At 62.2% G+C, this 19324-nt stretch carries 19 protein-coding genes, 1 tRNA gene and 1 pseudogene; 2 read left to right on the top strand and 19 right to left on the bottom strand.

The genetic code is table 11. The annotated features are described in order from the left end of the window. Together HMPREF7215_RS08325 and HMPREF7215_RS08330 are read left to right on the top strand one after the other, a co-directional pair. A pseudogene (locus HMPREF7215_RS08325) lies at positions 1-297 on the top strand (hypothetical protein); the annotation flags it as partial. Then, entirely contained in the window at positions 294-998 is a 705-nt protein-coding gene (locus HMPREF7215_RS08330) for a 2Fe-2S iron-sulfur cluster-binding protein (protein ID WP_009165363.1), read from the top strand. The pseudogene HMPREF7215_RS08325 and the gene HMPREF7215_RS08330, both read left to right, overlap by 4 nt. A 107-nt stretch (positions 999-1105) precedes the next feature. Here HMPREF7215_RS08330 and HMPREF7215_RS08335 read toward each other — a convergent pair whose 3' ends face one another. The 19 genes from HMPREF7215_RS08335 to HMPREF7215_RS08425 all read right to left on the bottom strand — a co-directional run bounded on the left by HMPREF7215_RS08335 (position 1106) and on the right by HMPREF7215_RS08425 (position 19215). Then, positions 1106-1792: an ABC transporter ATP-binding protein gene (locus tag HMPREF7215_RS08335; protein ID WP_009165364.1), complete on the bottom strand. Its 687-nt coding sequence runs from the start codon at positions 1790-1792 to the stop codon at positions 1106-1108. A gap of 1 nt (position 1793) precedes the next feature. After that, positions 1794-3002 carry an ABC transporter permease gene (locus tag HMPREF7215_RS08340; RefSeq protein WP_009165365.1) on the bottom strand — a complete coding sequence of 403 codons (1209 nt, stop codon included), beginning with the start codon at positions 3000-3002 and terminating at the stop codon, positions 1794-1796. Between the two features lies 1 nt (position 3003). After that, positions 3004-3429, bottom strand: a complete 426-nt coding sequence (locus tag HMPREF7215_RS08345; protein ID WP_050768899.1) for a DUF4418 family protein — start codon at positions 3427-3429, stop codon at positions 3004-3006. Positions 3430-3441: 12 nt separating this feature from the next. Continuing rightward, positions 3442-3855, bottom strand: a complete 414-nt coding sequence (locus HMPREF7215_RS08350; RefSeq protein WP_009165367.1) for an FMN-binding protein — start codon at positions 3853-3855, stop codon at positions 3442-3444. 13 nt (positions 3856-3868) lie between these two features. After that, positions 3869-4561: an ABC transporter ATP-binding protein gene (locus HMPREF7215_RS08355; RefSeq protein ID WP_009165368.1), complete on the bottom strand. Its 693-nt coding sequence runs from the start codon at positions 4559-4561 to the stop codon at positions 3869-3871. 2 nt (positions 4562-4563) lie between these two features. After that, positions 4564-5772 carry an ABC transporter permease gene (locus HMPREF7215_RS08360; RefSeq protein ID WP_009165369.1) on the bottom strand — a complete coding sequence of 403 codons (1209 nt, stop codon included), beginning with the start codon at positions 5770-5772 and terminating at the stop codon, positions 4564-4566. After that, the gene (locus HMPREF7215_RS08365; RefSeq protein WP_009165370.1) at positions 5762-7048 is read right to left on the bottom strand and encodes an ABC transporter permease; all 1287 of its coding nucleotides are present in this window, start codon (positions 7046-7048) and stop codon (positions 5762-5764) included. The genes HMPREF7215_RS08360 and HMPREF7215_RS08365 overlap by 11 nt, the downstream gene beginning before the upstream one ends. A 15-nt stretch (positions 7049-7063) precedes the next feature. After that, positions 7064-8371: a Fe-S-containing protein gene (locus tag HMPREF7215_RS08370; RefSeq protein ID WP_009165371.1), complete on the bottom strand. Its 1308-nt coding sequence runs from the start codon at positions 8369-8371 to the stop codon at positions 7064-7066. Positions 8372-8439: 68 nt separating this feature from the next. Next, on the bottom strand, positions 8440-9036 hold the full coding sequence (locus HMPREF7215_RS08375) for an iron transporter (protein ID WP_009165372.1): 597 nt from the start codon (positions 9034-9036) through the stop codon (positions 8440-8442). A 72-nt stretch (positions 9037-9108) separates the two neighbouring features. Continuing rightward, positions 9109-10545 (bottom strand): FTR1 family iron permease, encoded by a 1437-nt coding sequence (locus HMPREF7215_RS08380; RefSeq protein WP_009165373.1) that lies wholly within the window; start codon positions 10543-10545, stop codon positions 9109-9111. Between the two features lie 486 nt (positions 10546-11031). Next, complete coding sequence (locus tag HMPREF7215_RS08385; protein ID WP_009165375.1) at positions 11032-12288, bottom strand: CaiB/BaiF CoA transferase family protein; 1257 nt, start codon at positions 12286-12288, stop codon at positions 11032-11034. A gap of 58 nt (positions 12289-12346) precedes the next feature. Continuing rightward, entirely contained in the window at positions 12347-13345 is a 999-nt protein-coding gene (locus tag HMPREF7215_RS08390) for an electron transfer flavoprotein subunit alpha/FixB family protein (RefSeq protein WP_009165376.1), read from the bottom strand. Between the two features lie 13 nt (positions 13346-13358). After that, positions 13359-14144: an electron transfer flavoprotein subunit beta/FixA family protein gene (locus HMPREF7215_RS08395; RefSeq protein WP_009165377.1), complete on the bottom strand. Its 786-nt coding sequence runs from the start codon at positions 14142-14144 to the stop codon at positions 13359-13361. A 28-nt stretch (positions 14145-14172) separates the two neighbouring features. Next, complete coding sequence (locus HMPREF7215_RS08400; RefSeq protein ID WP_009165378.1) at positions 14173-15306, bottom strand: acyl-CoA dehydrogenase family protein; 1134 nt, start codon at positions 15304-15306, stop codon at positions 14173-14175. A gap of 466 nt (positions 15307-15772) precedes the next feature. Then, a tRNA-Ser gene (locus HMPREF7215_RS08405) sits at positions 15773-15860 on the bottom strand. 152 nt (positions 15861-16012) lie between these two features. Continuing rightward, entirely contained in the window at positions 16013-16849 is an 837-nt protein-coding gene (locus tag HMPREF7215_RS08410) for a polysaccharide deacetylase family protein (RefSeq protein ID WP_009165379.1), read from the bottom strand. After that, the gene (locus HMPREF7215_RS08415) at positions 16842-17711 is read right to left on the bottom strand and encodes a polysaccharide deacetylase family protein (protein ID WP_009165380.1); all 870 of its coding nucleotides are present in this window, start codon (positions 17709-17711) and stop codon (positions 16842-16844) included. Before HMPREF7215_RS08415 ends, HMPREF7215_RS08410 begins: the two co-directional genes overlap by 8 nt. Before the next feature lie 24 nt (positions 17712-17735). Next, the gene (locus tag HMPREF7215_RS08420; RefSeq protein ID WP_009165381.1) at positions 17736-18458 is read right to left on the bottom strand and encodes an amino acid ABC transporter ATP-binding protein; all 723 of its coding nucleotides are present in this window, start codon (positions 18456-18458) and stop codon (positions 17736-17738) included. Then, complete coding sequence (locus HMPREF7215_RS08425; RefSeq protein WP_083798304.1) at positions 18445-19215, bottom strand: amino acid ABC transporter permease; 771 nt, start codon at positions 19213-19215, stop codon at positions 18445-18447. Before HMPREF7215_RS08425 ends, HMPREF7215_RS08420 begins: the two co-directional genes overlap by 14 nt. Positions 19216-19324: the final 109 nt, after the last annotated feature.

Genomic DNA, 19324 nt, shown 5'->3' on the forward strand with positions numbered 1-19324 from the left:
CGGGACGTGAACGCCATGCGCGAAATCACCGCGCGCTGCCTCGGCGTGGTCCGCGACGGCGAGACCATGCGCCGGGGGCTGAACGAACTGGAAAAACTCAACGGAACTTTGCCGCTGCTGGCCCGGTCTCTGCTGCAGAGCGCTCTGGCGCGCGAGGAAAGCCGCGGCGCGCACTTTCGCAGCGACTACCCCGAACGCGACGACGCAAAGTTCCGCCGCACCAGCGCGGCGCGCTTCGACGGCGCGCGCGTCGCCGTGACGTTCGAGGACGTCGGAAAGGAGAGTGAGCAGCCGTGAACTTCGTCATCCGCGTCAAACGCGCCGCCGGCCCCGCCGCGCCCGCCGTCTGGCAGGAATTCGCCTACGAAGGCCACGAATCCGACTCCGTCGCCGCCGCGCTGCGCGAACTGAACGCGCGCACGCCGCTGACCGACCTGGAAGGCCGCGAAGCGCCGCCCGTCCGCTGGGAATGCGGCTGCGCCTGCGGCAAGTGCGGCGCCTGCGCCATGCGCGTCAACGGCCTGCCGACGCTGGCCTGCAAAGCCTTTCTCGGCCCGCTGGGACAAACGGTCACGCTCGAGCCGTTGAGCAAGTTCCCGCTCGTCGCCGATCTCGTCGTCGACCGCGGCGTCATCTTCGAACAACTGAAAAAAATCCATCTGTGGCTCTCCGGCGCGGCCGTGACGCGCGAAAAGACCCACGAACTGCGCTTTCAGTCGTCCCGCTGCCTGATGTGCGGCTGCTGCCTCGAGATCTGCCCGAATTTCCGCGCCGGCGGCGGCTTCGCCGGCGCGCTGGCGGCCGTCGGCGCCTACCGCATGTTCAATCAGGAAAGCGACGAAGCCCACCGCGCCGAAGCGGCGAAACGGTACGTCGCAAGTTACTATTCGGGCTGCGGCACGTCGCTGGCCTGCCGCGCCATCTGCCCCGCCGGCATCCCCGTTGACGAACTGATCTCCCGCAGCAACGCCGCCGCCGTCTGGCGAAGGCGATCGTGAGCCGCACCAAAAAGGAGCGAATAAAAAACCGCGTGGACGAATGGAATTCTTCCCGTTCGTCCGCACGGTTTTTTGTTTTGCGTTCCATTTTTTCCCGCAGTTCCCGTTTACGCCTCGAACAAGTTGCCCTCGCGCAGCTTGCCTTCGCTCATCGTGAAGACCCGCTTGCCGTATTTCAGCGAGTCGAGGTCGTGCGAGACGATCAGCAGCGTCGCGCCCTCGGCGTTGAGGCGCGAGAACTCCTCCATGATGCCGCGGCTGGACTCGACGTCGAGATCCGACGTCGGCTCGTCGGCAATCACCAGCCGCGGGCGGTTGATCAGCGCGCGGGCGATCAGCGCCCGCCGCAGTTCGCCGCCGGACAGTTCGCCCGGGTACGAGTCGGCCGTCGCGCCGATGCCGAAGCGCTCCAGCAGCAGTCGGGCCGCGCCTTCGCCGTCGCCGCCGCGCGGATAGAGGCAGAACGGCAGCATCACGTTCTCCAGCACGGTCAGATTGGGCAGCGCCGCCGCGCCCTGGGGGATAAAGCCGATGCGGTCGCAACGCAGCCGCGACAGTTCCGCGTCGCTTTTGCCGGCCAGCTCGACGCCGTCCAGTTCGACCGAGCCGGACGCGGGAGCCAGCATCCCCGCCGCCAGGTTCAGCAGCGTCGACTTGCCGCTGCCGGAACGCCCTACCACGTTGACGAAATCTCCGCTCTCGACGGTCAGCGACACATGGTCCACGGCGAAGAACGAACGGCCGCCGCGCGAATACTCTTTGCACAGATCTTTCAGATTCAAAACGGCGCCCATCTCAGTTCCCCCTCAGCGCGTCGTAAATGTCGGCGCGGCTGGCCCGGCGCGCCGAAAACAGCGCGCTCATCACGCCCGTAAGGACGGAGACCGCCACGGACGCGACGCCCAGCAGGGCCAGCGCCGTCCAGGACGGCAGAAGGAACGGCAGTTTCAGCGCGTCCGCCACCATCGGGCTGACGACGGCCACGGCCGCCGCGCCAAGGCACGTGCCCAGCGCCGCGCCGTAAAAACTGATCAGCAGCGCTTCGGTCAGCGCCAGGGCCAGGATTTTGCCGCGGCTGGCGCCGACGGCGCGCAGCACGCCGATCTCGCCTTTGCGCTCGTTCATGGTCACGGCGAACAGCAGCGCGACGACGATCACCGCCAGCAGCCAGACCAGACCGATGCCGCCGCGGATCATCCACGAGACCAGCGTCAGCGAGGAAGCGATGCTGTTGACGAACTTCTTGCTGAACAGCGCGAAAATATCGTCGTCGCCAAAGCGGCGGTTGATCTCCTGCGCCACCTTCACCGAATCGTAACCCGGCTTCAGCTTGACCATCACCGTCGAGACGCGGCTGCCGTCGCTGGCGAGCGGATGTTTGAAGATGTTTTCCGCCGCCTTGGCCAGGTCGGTCACCGTCTTGCGCGTCACGAAAACCGTGGAGTCGAAGCCCATGCCCGTCTGTTCCAGCCTCCCGGCGACGGGCAGATCGACGCCGAAGAAGTGCAGCCGCTCGCCCGCTTCGCCGTTGACGCGGTAGCCGACGATCAGCTCGCCGTCTTCGAGGCCGCGCCCCAGCGTCGCTTCCAGCCACGGGCGCACGATGAAATCGCTCTCGTAATCGACGCCGACGATCTGCAGCGGATAAGAACAGCAAGAGGCGCGAACCGTCGCCAGAAAAGTCTGCGGCGACATGCGGTCGATCCCCTCCACGTCCCGCAGGCGCTCGAGGATGTCCTTGGGCAGATAGAACATCGACGGCTTGCCCGAGAGGATCACGCTGTCGATGTGGGGGTCGTACCCCGCCGGCACGACGATGACGTCGGCGCCGAGGCGGTCGGCGGTGCTGCGCGCGCCGCCGGACAGGCTGACCGACATGACCGTGCCCGCGTACAGGAAGAACGAGAACAGCAGCACCGTGAGCACGAGGCAGAAACTCCGCCAGGGGCGGCGGCGGATGTTTTTGCGCGCGACGGCCGCCGTGCTCAGGGAAGCGCCCGGCATCTCAGCGCGATCCCTTGACGAAAGCCCAAACCAACGAAAACGCGTTCACCGCGACGATGGCGGCGGCGATTTTCCGCACAAGCGGCATCGTCACGGCGCGGCAGGCGTGCGTCGGGTCGCCGCACAGGCCGCAGACCCATCCGGCGCCGCGCAGCGGAATCACGCCGGCAGGGACGAGCAGGCAAGCGACCGCCGCCGCAATGGCGACAAGCGAAGCCAGAACCGCAAGCCAGCCGCGGCCGCGGCGCAGCAGCGCAATCAGCGCGAAAAACAGAATGACCGCGCCCATGCCGACAACAAACAGTCCGGAATAATAACACTTCATGGGTCCGCCGTGAGGCGCCATCTGCGAACAGACGGGCGCCAGCCAGAACGGCGTCAGAGTCAGAACCAGTCCCAACAGGGCGTTCAGTGCGCTCAACAACATTCTCATATAATATCACCTAGCCTTATTCAACGCTTCGTGCACGGCAATCTGCATGGCCTTGTACGTGACGGACGCGCCGGAAATGCTGTCCATCTTGTCGACATCCTGCGTTTCGATCAGCATGTCGGGATACTTTTTCATCTCGCGCACGGCGCGCTGCGCCTGGCGAAAATCCTCGGCCGAGCCGTCCTTGCCGTGATTTTCGTCCTTGATGTTGCCCATGGCGTCGCGGGCTTCGAGAACGCAGGCCACGATCCGGTTGTCCTTGAGCGTCAGGATCACTTTGGTGTTTTCGCCGTCGTCGGCCTGGTACTCGCCCTCGTAGACGCCGTCGCGGTACGTGACGCCGAAGATCTTGTCCTTCATGGCGAAAACGCCGCCGCCGATCACGGCGAGGACGGCCGCCAAAATCAGTGCTTTCTTCACGATGCGCTCTCCTTTACGCTCTCAGCACGCCGCTGAAATTGGCGCGCTGGTCGATGTCCTGAACGATCTTGCCGTACTCCAGCACGATCTTGCGCTGCGCCACGTCGCCGACTTCCGGGTCGTGGGTGACGACGACCAGCGTGACGCCCTCGTCGTGCAGACGGTGGAAAATGTCCACGACGATGCGCTCGTTCTCCTCGTCGAGGTTGCCCGTCGGCTCGTCGCCGAGCAGGATGCGCGGCGAGTTGATCAGCGCGCGGGCGATGCAGACGCGCTGCTGCTCGCCGCCGGAAAGCTGCGTGGGCAGATGATGGGCGCGCTGTCCCAGACCGACTTTCTCCAGCGCCTCCATGGCCTCTTTCTCGTCGGGCATGCTGTGATAGTACTGGGCGACCATGACGTTTTCGAGCGCGGAAAGGTAGCTGATCAGGTGGAACTGCTGGAAGATCAGGCCGATCTTGTCGCGGCGGATCTTCGTCAGGTTCGCCGCGGTCTCGCGGCTGATGTCCGCGCCGTCGAGGACGACGCTGCCCTCCGAGGGCGTGTCCATGCAGCCGATGATGTTCAGCATCGTCGTCTTGCCGGAGCCGGAAGGGCCCATGATGGACAGCCATTCGCCCTCGTTCACCGTCAGGTTGACGTGCGACAAAGCGTGCAGGTCGCCGTAGATCTTGGAAACATCTTTCAATTCGAGAATCTTAGCCAATTTTATTCCCCCCTGAGCACGATCGCAGGATGAATGTCCATTACCCGGCGCACCGGCAGGATCGAAGCGAGCACGGTGATCGCGATGAAGATCGCGATGGTAACGGGGATAAGGGGCCACTGGAAGTCGATGGCCCGGCCGAAGACGTTGAGGCTGACGCGCTGCGCGAACTCGAAGCCGAGGAACACGCCGACGACGCTGCCGATAAATCCCAGCAGCACGCCCTCGCCGAGCAGCTCGCCCATGACGAGGCGGTTTTCGGCGCCGAGCGCTTTTTTCAGGGCGATCTCGCGGCGGCGTTCGGCGACCATGGCCATCATCGTGGTGGAAACCGAGATCATCGTGATGATCAGCACCACCGTCGTGACCAGCAGCACCAGCGCCTGCAGCTTGCCCAGCACGATATCCTGCGACTGGGTGAGACGACGCACGGCGCGCGGCTGGATGCCGGGCATCTTCGCTTCCAGACCGGCGATCAGCTCTTCCATCTGTTCCGAATCGGCCACGACGCTGCATTCCACCACGTCGCCGCGAAAGCTGTCGCCGATCAGACCGTCGAGCATGCTCACGTCGGCGAAGATGAAGCCTTCCTCGGCGCCGCCGGTGGTGACGATGCCGCAGACGGTCAATTTCTTGGCGAAATTCTGTTCGCCCTCGTCGCGGACGCGGTTCTCCTCCGCCGACAGGTTCTGCCCCGAGGCTTCGGCGCGGCGCCCGTACTTGACGCCCCGCACCGTGAACGTGTCGCCGATGGACAAATTCAGCGTCTCGGCGATCTCCTTGCCGACCATCACCCGGCCGGGCGCGGCGGCGCTGCCCCAGTCGCCTTCCACGTACCAGAAGGGACTGTTCTTCTTCGCCTGCGGCAGGTCGGTGCCGGCGATGATGTAGGGCTGCTCGTTGATCTTCACCGTCTGGTAGCGGTACGGCGCCATGCCGACGATGCGGTCGGAACCGATGATGCCGCGCACCTGCTCGAGGTCCCCGCGCTCGATTTTGGAATCTCCCTTGGGAAGGATCAGCAGATTGGCGCCGTAGGAGCGAAATTCGCGCCCCAGCTGTCGCGGGATGTCGTAATAGATCGTCACCAGACCCGAGAGGATGGTGGCGCCGATGGCGACGGCCAGCACGGCGATGACCAGCCGCGAGGCGCGCCGGATCAGCGAACTCGTCACCATCTTGAGGTACATCTTCCGTCTTTTATTTGCCATGGAGGACCTCCGTCGGTTTCAGGTTCAGCAGGTAGCGGATCGCGGGGATCGAACCGAACAGCGTCACGAAGAACAGGATCACGGCCACGATCACGACCACCATCTGAGCGATCTCGATGGAGGAGCCGAAGACCGTCCGGCCGACGATCTGCGCGAAGCCGATGCCGAGAAAATATCCCAGCGCGCCGCCGAACAGGCTGGTCACCATCACCTCAACCAGCACCAGCAGCACGATCTGATAGTTGTGGGCCCCCAGAGCCTTGAGCAGCCCCAGTTCCTGGCTGCGCTCGATCACGCTGGCCGTGATCAGGTTGGAGATCGCCAGCGCCGAGCCGATGGAGCTGAGGATCGTGATCAGGATCATCAGCAGCGTCGTCTTGTTGAGGATCGTCCCCTCAGACTCCGCCACCTGGCGGACGGGCTTGGCCACGCCGTCGCGCACCACCTCCTGGATCTGATGGCAGATGGCGCTGACGTAAGCCGTGCAGTACCACGTCTCGTACTCGTCGGGCGAGAGGCTGCGCGGATCCTGGGCGGCCTTGCGCGCCAGATCGTTGTCGGGAGTGGTCAGCGCCGAAACTTCGAGGCGCGAGACTTTGCCGGGCAGGTCCATGAGCTCCTGCACCATTTTCAGCGTGCCGACGATCTGGCCGTCGGCCGCGCCGCCGTCGTCGAAGATGCCCTTGACGGTCACTTTCTTCGCCGCGCCGTTATGCGTCAGCGTCAGTTCGCTGCCGACGCCGATTTGAAGCCGTTCGGCCAGAGGCCCGCCGACCATGACGAAATCGTCGTCGTCCTCGCCGAGCCAATCGCCCTTCATGTCGATCTGCCACCAGTTGCGCAGCGGGCGCAGGCCGGTGTCGATCTCCTCGCCGGTGTTCAGCACGGCATGCTTCTGCATCCAGGTCCCCAGCAGCGGAACTTCCTCGCCGCCGTTGACCTGCGCGCGGCCGTCGAGCATCGGCGCGAAGTCGATGATGTTGAAGCCCCAGAAGATCGTCTTGAGCTTGAGCACGTCCTCTTCGTACAGGAACTTGTCGGTGACGCCCAGCCCCTCGCTGAGGCCGTAGAGATCGTTCATCAGCGCCGCTTCCTTGTGGCGCACGGTGATGTTGGCGCCGTAGACTTTCAGCTCGCGGTTGACCTTGTCGCCGACGCCCAGCATGACGTTCATCATGGCCGTGGACAGCGACACGCCGAGGATAACGGTGAAAGCGATCATCAGCATCTTGCTCTTCTGGCGGACGAGCGTCCGCCAAATCATTCTCCAGAACATGTCCGCTCTCGCCTCCTACCTGAAGCGCCGTTCGTGGCGCTCGAGTTCCCTGACATCGACGTAGATCCGGCCTTCGATCACTTCATATGGAAAGGGGATCGGATTGCAGCCGCCCTTGAAGCCGATCGTGTTCTTGTTCATGACCACGTCGCAGCGGCGGCAGACCACGTCGTCGCCGCGCTCGAAATATCCGGCGATACCGCAGATCTCGCAGGCGTCCAGACCGACGCCGTAAGCCGTGCCGACGGGCTTTTTCACGACGAGAAAGCGCACGTCGTAGCCGTTCGGCGTAACGTAGGAAAATTTGTGCAGATGCCCGTCGGACACCTTTTCCAGGTCGATGGCAATGATGCCGTCGCTGATGTCATACGCTTCCGGCTGCACTTCCGCCGGAGGCTTGGTGTCGTAATAATGGAGCACCGTCACCGTCAGAACGGCCGCCAGCGACCAGCTGAACAGACTCCACGACCAGCGACGGCAGTTGCGCAGACGGGCCTTCTCCTTGCGCAGCAGAGCGCGGTTGGCGAACTCCCCTTCGGGGCGCCGGTGCGTGGCGATCACCCACAGCAGCATGACCAGCCCCAGCAACAGCTGCGCGAAGAGGAAATAATTTTCGTATTCGTCGCCCAGGACCATGATCTCGAACACGAGGTCGCTGAGCGGGATCATCTTCAGTCTCTGCAGCGAAGCGACGGCGTTGAAACCGTACTCGACGAAGAAAAAGAGCACGGACGCGCCGAGGAATACCATGCTGCCGCGCTCGCCCAAAGCGCGGTGGACCTTGAACGAACTTAGGGCCAGCAGCAGGCACAGCACGAGACCGAGGGCAAAGCCGATCGCGCGCAGCAGCGCCTTGGTGCTGAGGCCGCTCTCGCCGAAATAGACGAACTCCTGAGTGAACTGGATCACGGACGGCGCCAGATACATGAAAGCGATACCCGTCAGCGCTGTCAGCAGAACGACGCCCAGCGTCCGCCAGACGCCCCCGACGCGACGCAGCAGCAACGAGAACAACGCCCACAGGAGAGCGGCGGCCGCCGCCGCGGCAATGGCGACGACGACCCAGCGGTTGAACCGCGTCAGGGGCAGATTCATGCCCTTGGGATCGTACATGCGCACTCCAAAGACCACAAAGCCGAGAAGGATCCCCGCCGCCATTCCGCCCCAGGCGATCAGACGGTCGATTTTCTCTCTGCTCCGCATCACGAAGCTGAGGATCAGGCCGGTCAAAAACGATAGAGAGGCAAGATGATCCGTGACCGCAACAAGATATTTTAAAATGGGACTGACCCCCGATCTCAATAAACAACCAAAGCGGGGCACCGTTCCGCCCCTTCAGCAGCCCGGCCCCCGCGCATTATTCGACTTCTTTTTTCGCTTACGACTCTGATTTACTGATTCTGAAGCTGTTCAGCGGTGTACTTCCACTTGAAATCGCAGGTGTAGGTCTTGAAGTAATCCTTGGCGTTCTCCTTGGCGGGTACGCCGGTCTCGGGATCGATGTGAAGGAGATAATCCGTGGGCGGCTCGATGGTGAAGCGCAGCGTGTAGGTGCCGACCTTCAGGCCCTTCTTGATGTTGGCGCCGTAGTGGGGGCCGTCATCGGCGTTCATGGGCATGAAAGAACCGTACATGACGATCTTGTTGTTCTTGTCGAGGATCTCGTACTTGACGGTCAGGTACGCGGGCCAGATGTTGTCGCCGGCGCCGAAGCCGTACTGCACGGCGTATTCGGGCTGCAGGTGGATGTCGGCCTCGAGGTGCATGTCGGACTCTTCCTTGGAAGGATTCTTGCCGGCGGGATACATATCGACGGCCTGGAAGTACACGGCGGCAACGTTGTAGGGGCCGACCTGCTTTTCTTCGCCGATGGAGATCTCGGCAAAGCCGCTCTCACCGGGTTTCTCCACCGCGGGGGCGGCCATGGCGGACGCCGCCAGAGCCATCACGGCAAGACCGGCCAGCATTGCGACGAAAGACTTTTTCATAAAAACTTCCTCCTTTAAAGATATTGTTCTATAAAAGTTCCGCGCGGCGCGGAATCTTTCCGAAAACGAAAACTACTTCGCTTCCCCGTTCTTCTTTTTGCTGAACAGGTGGGGCAGCGTTACCCACAGCGAGGCGATCAGCAGCATGACCTGCGGGATCAGGGTCTCGGCGCGGTCGTAAATGCTGAGGATCTCGATCGAGAACCCCTTCATCGCGGGGATCACCGTGCGTCCCGTGATCACGTCGGCCTCCGTCAGTTCCACCACGCCCTTGCCCATGAAGGAGATGCACATCAAAAACAGCAGGACGCTCGTGAACAGGAAGAACGGCTTGAGCGGCAGCTTGACGCTGAAGTAACGGAACGCCACCCAGACGACGACCAGCACCGCCGTGCCGGCGAGGATGCCGTAGACGATATGCGGGACGCTGTTCATGCCGCCCGTGAAGGCCGCCTTGTAGAACAGGATCAGCTCGGCGCCCTCGCGCATCACGGCGATAAACGCCGCAAAGATCAGCGTCCACCGGCTCTTGCTGTCGATCGACTGCCGCACCTTGCCGCCGATGTAATTCTCCCAGCGCTCCGTGTCGGCTTTGGACAGCATCCAGTTGCTGACGTAGAACAACACGGCCACCGCCAGGAACATCGTCCAGCCTTCGAGCAGCTCGCGCGCCACGCCGCTGGCGTCGCCCATCATGTACTCTAGGAACCAGGCCAGCGCCGCGCTGGCGAGAATGGCGGCGAAGCAGCCGAGGTACACGCTCCTGATCATCGGCTTGTTGCCCGTCTTGATCAGATAGGCGACGATGGCGACGATGACCAGGATCGCCTCGAGCCCTTCGCGGACCAAAAGCCCGAACGCCGTCAGGAACGTCAGCCAGTCGCGGCTGACCGGCGCCCTCTTGGGAGCGGCGCTCCGGGCCGGCTGCGCGCCTTGGTCGGCGGGAGCGACCGCAGGCGTTTCCGGCGCCGCCTGTTTGTCCGCTGCGACGGCCTCAGCGCCGTACGGCGCCGGTTTGCCCGCCGAGCCGTAGACGGCTTCGCCGAGACTGTCCGGATCGGTGTCGCTGATGTCACCGTCCAGGACCATGGCGTCCTTGTAGACCTTCACTTTCAGGTCTTCGATCTCGTTGACGAGCGTCGCTTTGTCCATCGAATCGTTGTTGCCGAGCAGCACGTGCTTGATGGCCGAGAACTTGCCCTCGATGTGGTTGACGCGGGCCGAGGAGATGGCGACCATGACGTTCTTCTCGAAGCCCTGGATCTCGTAATAGCCGAAATAGGCGTCGTTCATGTTCTTGTGAGCGGCCTTGTACTCGCCCTTCTCGACGTTCTCGCGGGCGCGCGAGAACTCGATCGCCATGTCCGCCGCCACCGCTTTCCACGTGTCGTATTTCTTCTTCTTGGCCGCGGAAGCGTCCTGCGCCAAAGAGAAGAGAAGAAGGAAGAGAACAGCGACTGCGAGCAGCCCCAAGGACCACCCGCGCCACACCTTGTTCTTTGTCTGCATCGTGCCGTCTCCTTAGAATTTAAATTTCCAGCCTTCGGCCCTTGCCGAGGACGCAACTCCCCGCGCGGAGAAAAAACTCCGCGCGCCGACTCTGCTCATCAAGATCCGCTGCGTTTCCGCCAAAGATCTTGCCCGTGAAAAATATGCGCTGCGGACTGGACTCCCTGTAAGTCTCGGACCGTGTGTTTCCCGACTTTTCTTAGTTGTTGCTAACTAATACGCCGTTAGTTTAACATCTCTAACCATCCTGTCAAGCGTTTTTTCAAAAAAATCCCCTTAGAGCAATTAAAAACATTCTCTCCCGGCCATGGCGCATCATTCTGATACTCGATCGGGAACGACAAATCATACTATTTCTTGATCAAAAAGCCGAACACGAGGGCGGGACCGTCGCCGCCGCAAAAAGCCGGAAAGAGCGTGGCGCTCTTTCCGGCTTTTTGCGTGGTTCTCTCGCACAGTTTTTCTCGGCACAAGCCCGAGTCTGGTTCAGATAAGCCCCTTCTCTCGCAGCGACGAAATCTTGGCGTCGTCGTATCCGAGGATGGTCTTGAGGATGTTTTCGGTATCCTGCCCGAGTTTCGGCGCCCCGCGCCAGACTTTGCCCGGCGTCTCGGACATCTTCGGGGCGATGCCGAAGGCGGTGATTTCGGTTTCGACGGTCTGATCCTCGTACGTGATCCAGTCGTTTCGGCTTTTGAAATGTTCGTTCTCGAAGGCGGATTTGGCCGTGTTCAGCATGGCGCAGGGAACCCGCGCCTCCTCCATCTTCCGCTCGATCTCCGCGGCCGTCAGGGAGGCGCACCATTCGATGACCTTCCGGTTCAGCTCGCGTCCCTTGGGCGAGGCAACGGCTTCTATGCCGGACGAACAGTCGTTGTAGTTGAAGTAGTCAAGATCGAATCCGGCCCCCTGAATGAATCTCTTGTACACGCCCGGGCCGAATGCGCCGAGCGCCACAAGGAAACCGTCCTTCGACTTGAAGATGTTGTAAGGCTGGAACGCCGGCGACGCGTTGCCGCTTCTTTCGGTGATTTTCCCAGCCATGGTGTACGTAGCATAGGTGCCGCACATGTACTGCGCCATCGCCTCGAACTGCGCCACGTCGACGACCTGCCCCTTGCCCGTTTTCTGAACGTTGACATACGCGGCCAGCATGCCGAAGAGAACGGCATAGGCCGAAACGAAGTCGTTCGTATAGGGCTTGGACACGGCCGGATCGCGGTCGGGGTCGCCCTGCAGGTACAGCCAGCCGGAAAACGCCTGCCCGATCATGTCGTACGAAGCCCTGTTGCAGACCGACGGGACGCCGCCGAATTCCTTGTGCCCGAGTCCGCTGACGTGAACGATGACGAGTCTCGGATTGACCTTCAGCAGTTCTTCGTCGTAGATGCCGAGTTTCTCCAGCCAGACCATGTTCTCCATGAAGACGTCGGCTTCCCTGAGAAGCCCGTAGAAGATTTCCTTGACTTCTTCGTGCTTGAGGTTGAGCTCGAGCGTCATGGACAGTTTGTTTCTCGCGTCCTGCGCCCAGGCCGTGGAAACTTTCTTGCCGTTGACGGTAGCGAACGGGGCCATCAAACGCAGCGTGTCGCCGACGCCGGGGCGTTCGATGTGGATGACTTCGGCCCCGAAATCGGCCAATACCGTGGCGGCAAAGGGCATCGCGATGAGAGAGCCGCTGTCGATGATCCTCATCCCCGCAAGGGGGCCGAATTCCGGGATGATAAACGTACGATCGCTCATGGACAAAATCCTCCTTCAGAGTGTTATAAATCTCCGGACGAAGCGCGGACCCAAACCTTCAGGCTTTCCTCCTTTTGATCTCCTCGATCAGGGCCGGTACCAGCGTCCTGTAGTCGGTCACCGCGCCGTAGTGGGAGATGTCGAAAATCGGAGCGCCCTTGGTATGGTTGACGCTGATGATGCAGCCGGCTTTCTGCATGCCGACCTGGTACTGGACCGAACCTGAAATCGCGACGTTGAAGATACACTTGGGCTTCACGGTCGTGCCGCTCTGGCCGATCTGCCGGTCATGCGGGAGCCATCCGTTGTCGACCAGCGGACGAGACGCCGCAAGACGCCCACCCAGAAGGGCGGCGAGCTCGTTCAAACGCTCCAGGTCTGCTTCGCTCTTGATCCCTCGCCCGACCGAAACCAGAATGTCCGCATCTTCTATGGATTCGCCGGAATCCTGCCGCGCCATCGTTTCAAGAACTTCGTAATCGCCGTCCGCCGCGACGTCCACCGTTTCGGCAATCATCCTGCCCGCGGCGCCGGGGCGCGGCTCGACGGGATCGAACATCTTCGGACGGACGGTGACCATCTGCGGCCTCTTTTCGAGGATCGCAATGCGGGCAAGGATGTTGCCGCCGTATGCCGGCGTCGTCTGATAAAACACTCCGTCCTCGTCGAAGCCCAGGTCTATCGCGTCGGCGGTCAGCCCCGTGCGCAAAGAGACCATCACGCGCGGAGCCAAATCTCTCCCCAGCGAGGTGGCCCCGTAGAGCAGGATGGAAGGCCGATACTTTTGAGCCAGCTGCGTCAGGGCTTTTTCGTAAGGACGAGCGCTGTACTGCGCCAGGGCGTCGTTCTCGGCGACGATCGCGGCGTCGGCTCCGTACTCGAAAAGGACCGGGGCCAACGCGGTCACGCCCTTGCCCAGAAGCACCGCCGTGACTTCTTCTCCGGTGTGTTTTTTCAGATCGAGGGCCTGTGCCAGAATTTCGAAAACCGTGTCGTTCAATTCTCCGTTCTGCTGCTCGGCAAACACCCATATTCCCTTGCAGTCTTCCTGTGCCATGAGCTTCGCCCCCTTAAATCAGGCGCTCGTTGTGCAGCAGATCGGCGATCTGCGTCGCGATTTCCCGCGGCTGCCCCTGAAAATACTTCGTGTCGGCCTTGCGTTTCGGCGGCTCCATCAGTCCGCGCGTCGACGTCGGCGAGCCGTTCATCCCGATCCGGGAGGGATCCGCCCACAGGTCTTGAGCGGTCCACGTGTGCCGCGGCTTCTTCAGCGCCTTCACGATATCGACGGGCCTGGGATAACGCGGTTTGTTCATCTCCGCCGTGACGGTCACGAGAGCGGGCATTCTGGCTCTGACTTTTTGCGTGCAGTCCTCCAGACGTCGCTCGCAGACGACCCAGCCGTCCTCGACGTCTATGGAAGAGGCCAGCGTGATCTGCGGGATGCCGAGGAAGGCCGCCGTGGCGGGCCCCGTCTGCGCGGTATCGCCGTCGATAGCGTTGCGCCCGAACAGGAGCAGGTCATAGCCGCCGATCCGGCGTGCCGCCAGGGACAGAGTATACGCCGTTGCCAGCGTGTCCGCGCCGCCCAGCGGACGGTCCGATAACAGATACGACTCGTCGCAGCCAAGCGCCAGCGCTTTTTTCAGAACGTCTTCCGCCTGGGGCAGCCCCATGCTGATAACGCCGATCGTGCCGCCGTGCTTTTCTTTGAGCTGTACAGCCGCTTCAACGGCGTTCGCATCGACCGGGTTGAGTTTGCTCTCCACGCCTTCCCGCACGAGCCGTCCCGTTTTCGGGTCGAGCGCGACGTCGTCAGTATCCGGAACCTGCTTGACAAAAACGAGGATTTTCATCGGATTCCATGCCTCGATGGACGCGGGGCTATCGGCCGAGGACGGAGCTGCTGATGACCAGACGCAGGATCTCGCTCGTGCCTTCGCCGATTTCCAAAAGCTTGGCGTCGCGATAGAATCTCTCGACGTCGAATTCCGCGCTGTAGCCGTTGCCGCCGAAGATCTGAATGCAGTCGTCGCACACTTCGCATGCCCATCGGGAGGCCAGGAGCTTCAGCTCCGCCGCTTCGACGGAAAATCGCTTCCCCTGCCGCTTGAGCTCGCAGGTATCCCAGACCATCAGGTCGGTGGCGCGGATTTTGGCCGCCATATCGGCGAACTTGAATCCGACCGCCTGGTGCCTGGCGATGGGCTTGCCGAACGTCGTGCGTTCCCTGGCATACGCGGCGGCCTTATCCATGGCGTGCTGCATCAGCCCCGAAGCGATGGCGCCGATGGAGATGCGCGCCCCGTCCAGAGCCTGCATGGCGATCATGAATCCCTTGCCTTCGTCGCCGACCAAAGAATCGGCGGGAAGCCTGACGTTGTCGAAAGAAAGTTCGCAGGTGGCGGTGCCCCTCATGCCCATCTTCTTCTCGAATTTGCCGACGGTCAGCCCTTCGGCGTCTTTGGGAACGACGAACACGGAAATGCCGTGGTTGCCGGCCGCGGGATCCGTTTTCGCCATGATCAGGTAGTAATCCGCGACGCCGGAGTTCGTGATCCACGCCTTGCTTCCGTTGAGGATATAGCCGCCGTCAGGCTGCTTCTCCGCCACCGATTTGATCGCCGCCGCATCGGAGCCCGCGTTGGATTCCGTCAGACCGAAAGCGAAAACCTTGCCTTCGGCGCACTGCGGAACATATTTTTTCTTCTGCGCCTCGCTGCCGTGAAGGAGGATCATGTCGGCCGCCAGCCAATGAGCGTCGAGGAACAGCGCCACGGAAGCGCTGCCCCTGGCGATTTCGTTGATCACGATCTCGCTGGTGATCGCGTCGCCGCCGCCTCCGCCGTACTCTTCCGGCATATGAATGGCCATCAGACCGGCTTCCGTCAGCTTTTTATGCAGATCGTGATCGAATCCGTTCTCGTCCATCCATTGATCGCGCGGAGCGACTTCGTTCTTCGTGAACTCGCGGACCATGTCGCGAATCATCACCTGAGCCTCGCTGAACTGAATCATCTGCATCCCTCCATTTTTAAATGAATATTTGAGTGCAAAAGACGCGACTTTGCCATAATAAAAAGATCGTTACTTTTTTAGGCTGATTTTATTATATCATGAACGCGCACATTAATTTACCGTAAAACGGCCTCGGGCAAAAGCCTGAATTTTCGCAATAGCCCCGCGGCCACACGGGAACCGTGCCCCGGCGCTTTCCGGGAAGCCGTCAGCGGCGATTTTTTCAATCCCGCGCCGCACGTTATCGCGGCGCGGCGCGTGTCTGCGCGGCATTTTCATCCTGTTTCCCGATCAAAAAGCCGAACGCGAGGGCGCTGCGAGGGAGATTCGCAAAGCGGGCGGCGCAGTCTGCGGAAAGCCGGCTTTAAATACGACTCAAGGCCCTGCAAATAAAAAATGCAGGGCCTTGAAGAGTTTCGTCGATTTCACGCTGGATTTCATCTTTCTCGGGTTCATGAAGAAGCATTGGCGGAGGGGAGAGGATTCGAACCTCCGGTACCCAAAGGTACACATGCCTTCCAAGCAAGCACCATCGACCACTCGGACACCCCTCCGCGAACAAAGCGCATTATAACACAGGCAGGCGTTTTTTGACAAGCCGCGGCCGCGGCCTCGACGGAAACGCGCCGCGCAAAAATGGCGGCGGGGAAGAGGATGCGAACTTCCGGTCCCGCAGGCACATCCGTTCCTGTTTCGCAGGAAGGCGCTACTTCGCGGGATAAACGGCGGACCAGTAGTCGTACATTTCGCCGCCGGTGGCAAGCCAAGCCGCTCCGCTCTCCTTGATCTCCGTCAGCAGCCCGCGCAGCAGCGGCATGCGCCCGGGCGTGCAGGCGGTCTGCGGGTCGAGCTGGAGCACGTAACAGAGGCCGCGCTCGGCGCAGCCGAGGAATTCTTCGCGGAAGTTGTTGAAGACCTGAGCGGAGTTGGCGATCCGCCCCTGCCCCTTCGGCATGGGCGGGTGGTAGTTGAAGGCGAAGTACGGCAGGTCGTAAAGGGCCCAGTGGACGGGGATTTCCAGTAGTTTTTCGCCGTTTTCCAGATCGAGCCAGAAGGGGCGGTCGTCGCTGCTGAGGTTGCTGGAATACACGGCGCCGTTGGCGCGGGCGGCGCGCAGGGTGTCGAGGGTAAACTCGGCGATGGGGGCGCGGTAGCCTCTGGGCTGCGCGCCGACGACGTTTTCGAGGACGGCGGCGCCTTTTTCCATGTCGGCCGCGGCCCGTTCGGCGGGCAGCAGGCCCCAGTTGAGCAGTTCGCAGCCGCGCAGGGCGATCTCGTGTCCGCGGGACGCGACGTCTTTCACTTTTTCGGCGTAGGCCGCGGCGGTCGAGCCGGGCACGAAAAACGTCGCCCTGACCTCCAGCTCGTCGAGCAGATCCAGCAGGCGCGGCAGGCCGCGGTCCATGCCGTACTGCCCCATGGACAGAGTCTTGGGACGCTCCCCGACGTCGGGATCGACGGCCAGCCAGAAGTTTTCGGCGTCGAGGTTGACGGTGATCAGAGCGGCGCAGCGGGCGCCGTCCTTCCACTCGATTTCAGACATTTTTCAGGACCTCCTCGCGGTCGTAATGCTCGCGGTACCACTGCGCCACCTCGCCGCCGCGCGCGAACCAGACGTCGCCGCGTTCTTTGATGTGTCCGATCAGCTTTTCGAGGATGCGCAGGCGGCCGGGAGTGCCGGTGACCTGCGGATGGATCATGCTGACGAAGCACAGGCCGTATTCGTAATAGCCGTCGAACTCGCGCGAGAAATTGTCGTAAACGAGGTCGTAGCCGGAGATGCGGTCCTGGCCGTCGGGCTCGGCGGGGAAGTAATTGTAAGCGGTGGCGACGTAATCGTCCAGTTCCCAGCGCGTGGGGATTTCGATGAAGTCGGTCTTTTCGCCGTCGATCGCGGTGTGATAGGGGCGGTCGTTGCCGCGCATCGAGCTGCTGTAGTCGACGCCGCGCTCGTACAGCAGGCGCGGCGTGTCCAGCGACCAGTCGCCGGACGGGGTGCGAAAGCCGCGGGCGGGCTTGCCGATCAGGTCGCAGAAGATGTTCTGGCATTTTTCTATGATCTCAATCTGCCGCTCGCGGCCGTAGTTGAAGAACATTTCGTGCGTGTAGCCGTGCTGGCCGATCTCGTGCCCTTCGGCGTCGATGCGGCGGATCAGCCCGGGGTTGTCCTCGGCGACCTTGCCGGGCACGAAGAAGGTGCCGGGGACGCCGTATTTTTTCAGCAGGTCGAGGATGGCGTGAGCGCCGCGGTTGGGGCCGTAAAGCCCTACCGAGCGGGCTTTCAGGAACTTGTCGCCGCCTTCGTAGTGGGCGTTGCCGTTCTTCCACGTGGTGTCCCCGTCGAGATCGAACGTCAGCATCACGGCGCAGCGGGCGCCGTTTTTCCAATGCAGCCGGTCTTCCATTTTTCAGTCTCCGTTTCTCTGCGTCTAAAGCACTTTTTCCAAAAACTGCCGGGCGCGCGCCGACTTCGGCGACGAGAAGAACTCCGACGGCGCGGCGTCTTCGGCGATCACGCCCCCGTCGACGAAGCAGACGCGGTCGGAAGCCTCGCGGGCGAAGCCCATCTCGTGGGTGACGATCGCCATGGTGATGCCGGTGGAAACCAGGCCGCGGATCACGTCGAGCACTTCCTTGACCATCTCGGGATCGAGCGCCGAGGTCGGTTCGTCGAAAAGCAACGTGCGCGGCTCCATGGCCAGGGCGCGGGCGATGGCGACGCGCTGCTGCTGTCCGCCGGAAAGCATGGAAGGATAGGCGCGGGCCTTGTCGGCCAGACCGACGCGATCGAGCAGCCGCATGGCCTTTTCGACGGCCTGCGCCTCGGGAAGGCCGCGCACTTTCATGGGCGCGTAGATCATGTTCTGGAGCACGTTCTTGTTCCGGAACAGGTTGAAGTGCTGGAACACCATGCCCACGTTCTCGCGCACTTTCTGGATGTCCACGCCTCTTTGGGTGATGTCCAGCCCGTCGATGACGACCTGCCCCGACGTGGGCGTCTCGAGCAGGTTGATGCAGCGCAGCAGCGTCGACTTGCCCGAGCCGGAGGGGCCGATGACGGACACCACTTCGCCGTCGTCGATCTTCAGGTTGACGCCCCGAAGCACCTCGAGGGAGCCGAATTGTTTTTTCAGATCCTTAATTTCGATCACTTTTGTGCAGCCTCCTCTCCAGGCGCGAGGCGACGGCCGTGAAGATCATCACGAGCACGTAGTACATGCCGGCGACGACGATGAACGGCTCGAAAGCCAGATAGGTGGAGTTCATGGCGGTCTGGGCGGCGCGCATCATGTCGAGCATGCCGATGGTGGCGACGATGGAGGTGTCCTTGAGCAGGGCGATGAGCTCGTTGACCAGCGACGGCAGCACGGTGCGCAGCGCCTGAGGGATGACGATGTCGAACATCATGGCGCGGTAGGGCACGCCCAGGGCCATGGCGGCCTCGCGCTGGCCGACGTCGATGGACTGGATGCCGCCGCGCAGGATCTCGGACACGTAGGCGGCGGAGTTGAGCCCGAAGGTCAGCACCACGGCGTTGAAGGCCGGGATCTGATAATCGAAGAGCTGGGGCGTGGCAAAATAGACGAGGAACAGTTGCACCATCAGCGGCGTGCCGCGGAACACCGAGGTGTAGGCCGTGGCGAACCACGACAGCGGCCCAAGGCGCGAGACTTTGAGCAGCGCCAGCACAGTGCCGCAGATCGAGCCCATGATCACGGACATGAAGGTCACCTCGAGCGAATTGATCATGCCGTTGTAAAAGACTTTGTAATAGGGCCAGATGCGTTCGAAATGCAGCGCGAACCGGCGCGCCGGGGCTGGCGCGGCCCAGGCCAGCCCCGCCAGAGCCAGCACGGCCGCGAGGGCCAGCAGCGGCGCTCTTTTGCGGCCAAAAAGCGATTTTCTCATATTTCTTCCTTCCTGCGGCGTTTCGCAAAGCCGCCGCGGCGACGCGCGGCGCGCCCGCCACACAGGGCCGAAGGGATCTCCGCGCGCGGCGGCGAGTCCTTCGGCCGCT

Origin of the sequence: Pyramidobacter piscolens W5455 (assembly GCF_000177335.1) — a bacterium.
Lineage (GTDB): Bacteria > Synergistota > Synergistia > Synergistales > Dethiosulfovibrionaceae > Pyramidobacter > Pyramidobacter piscolens.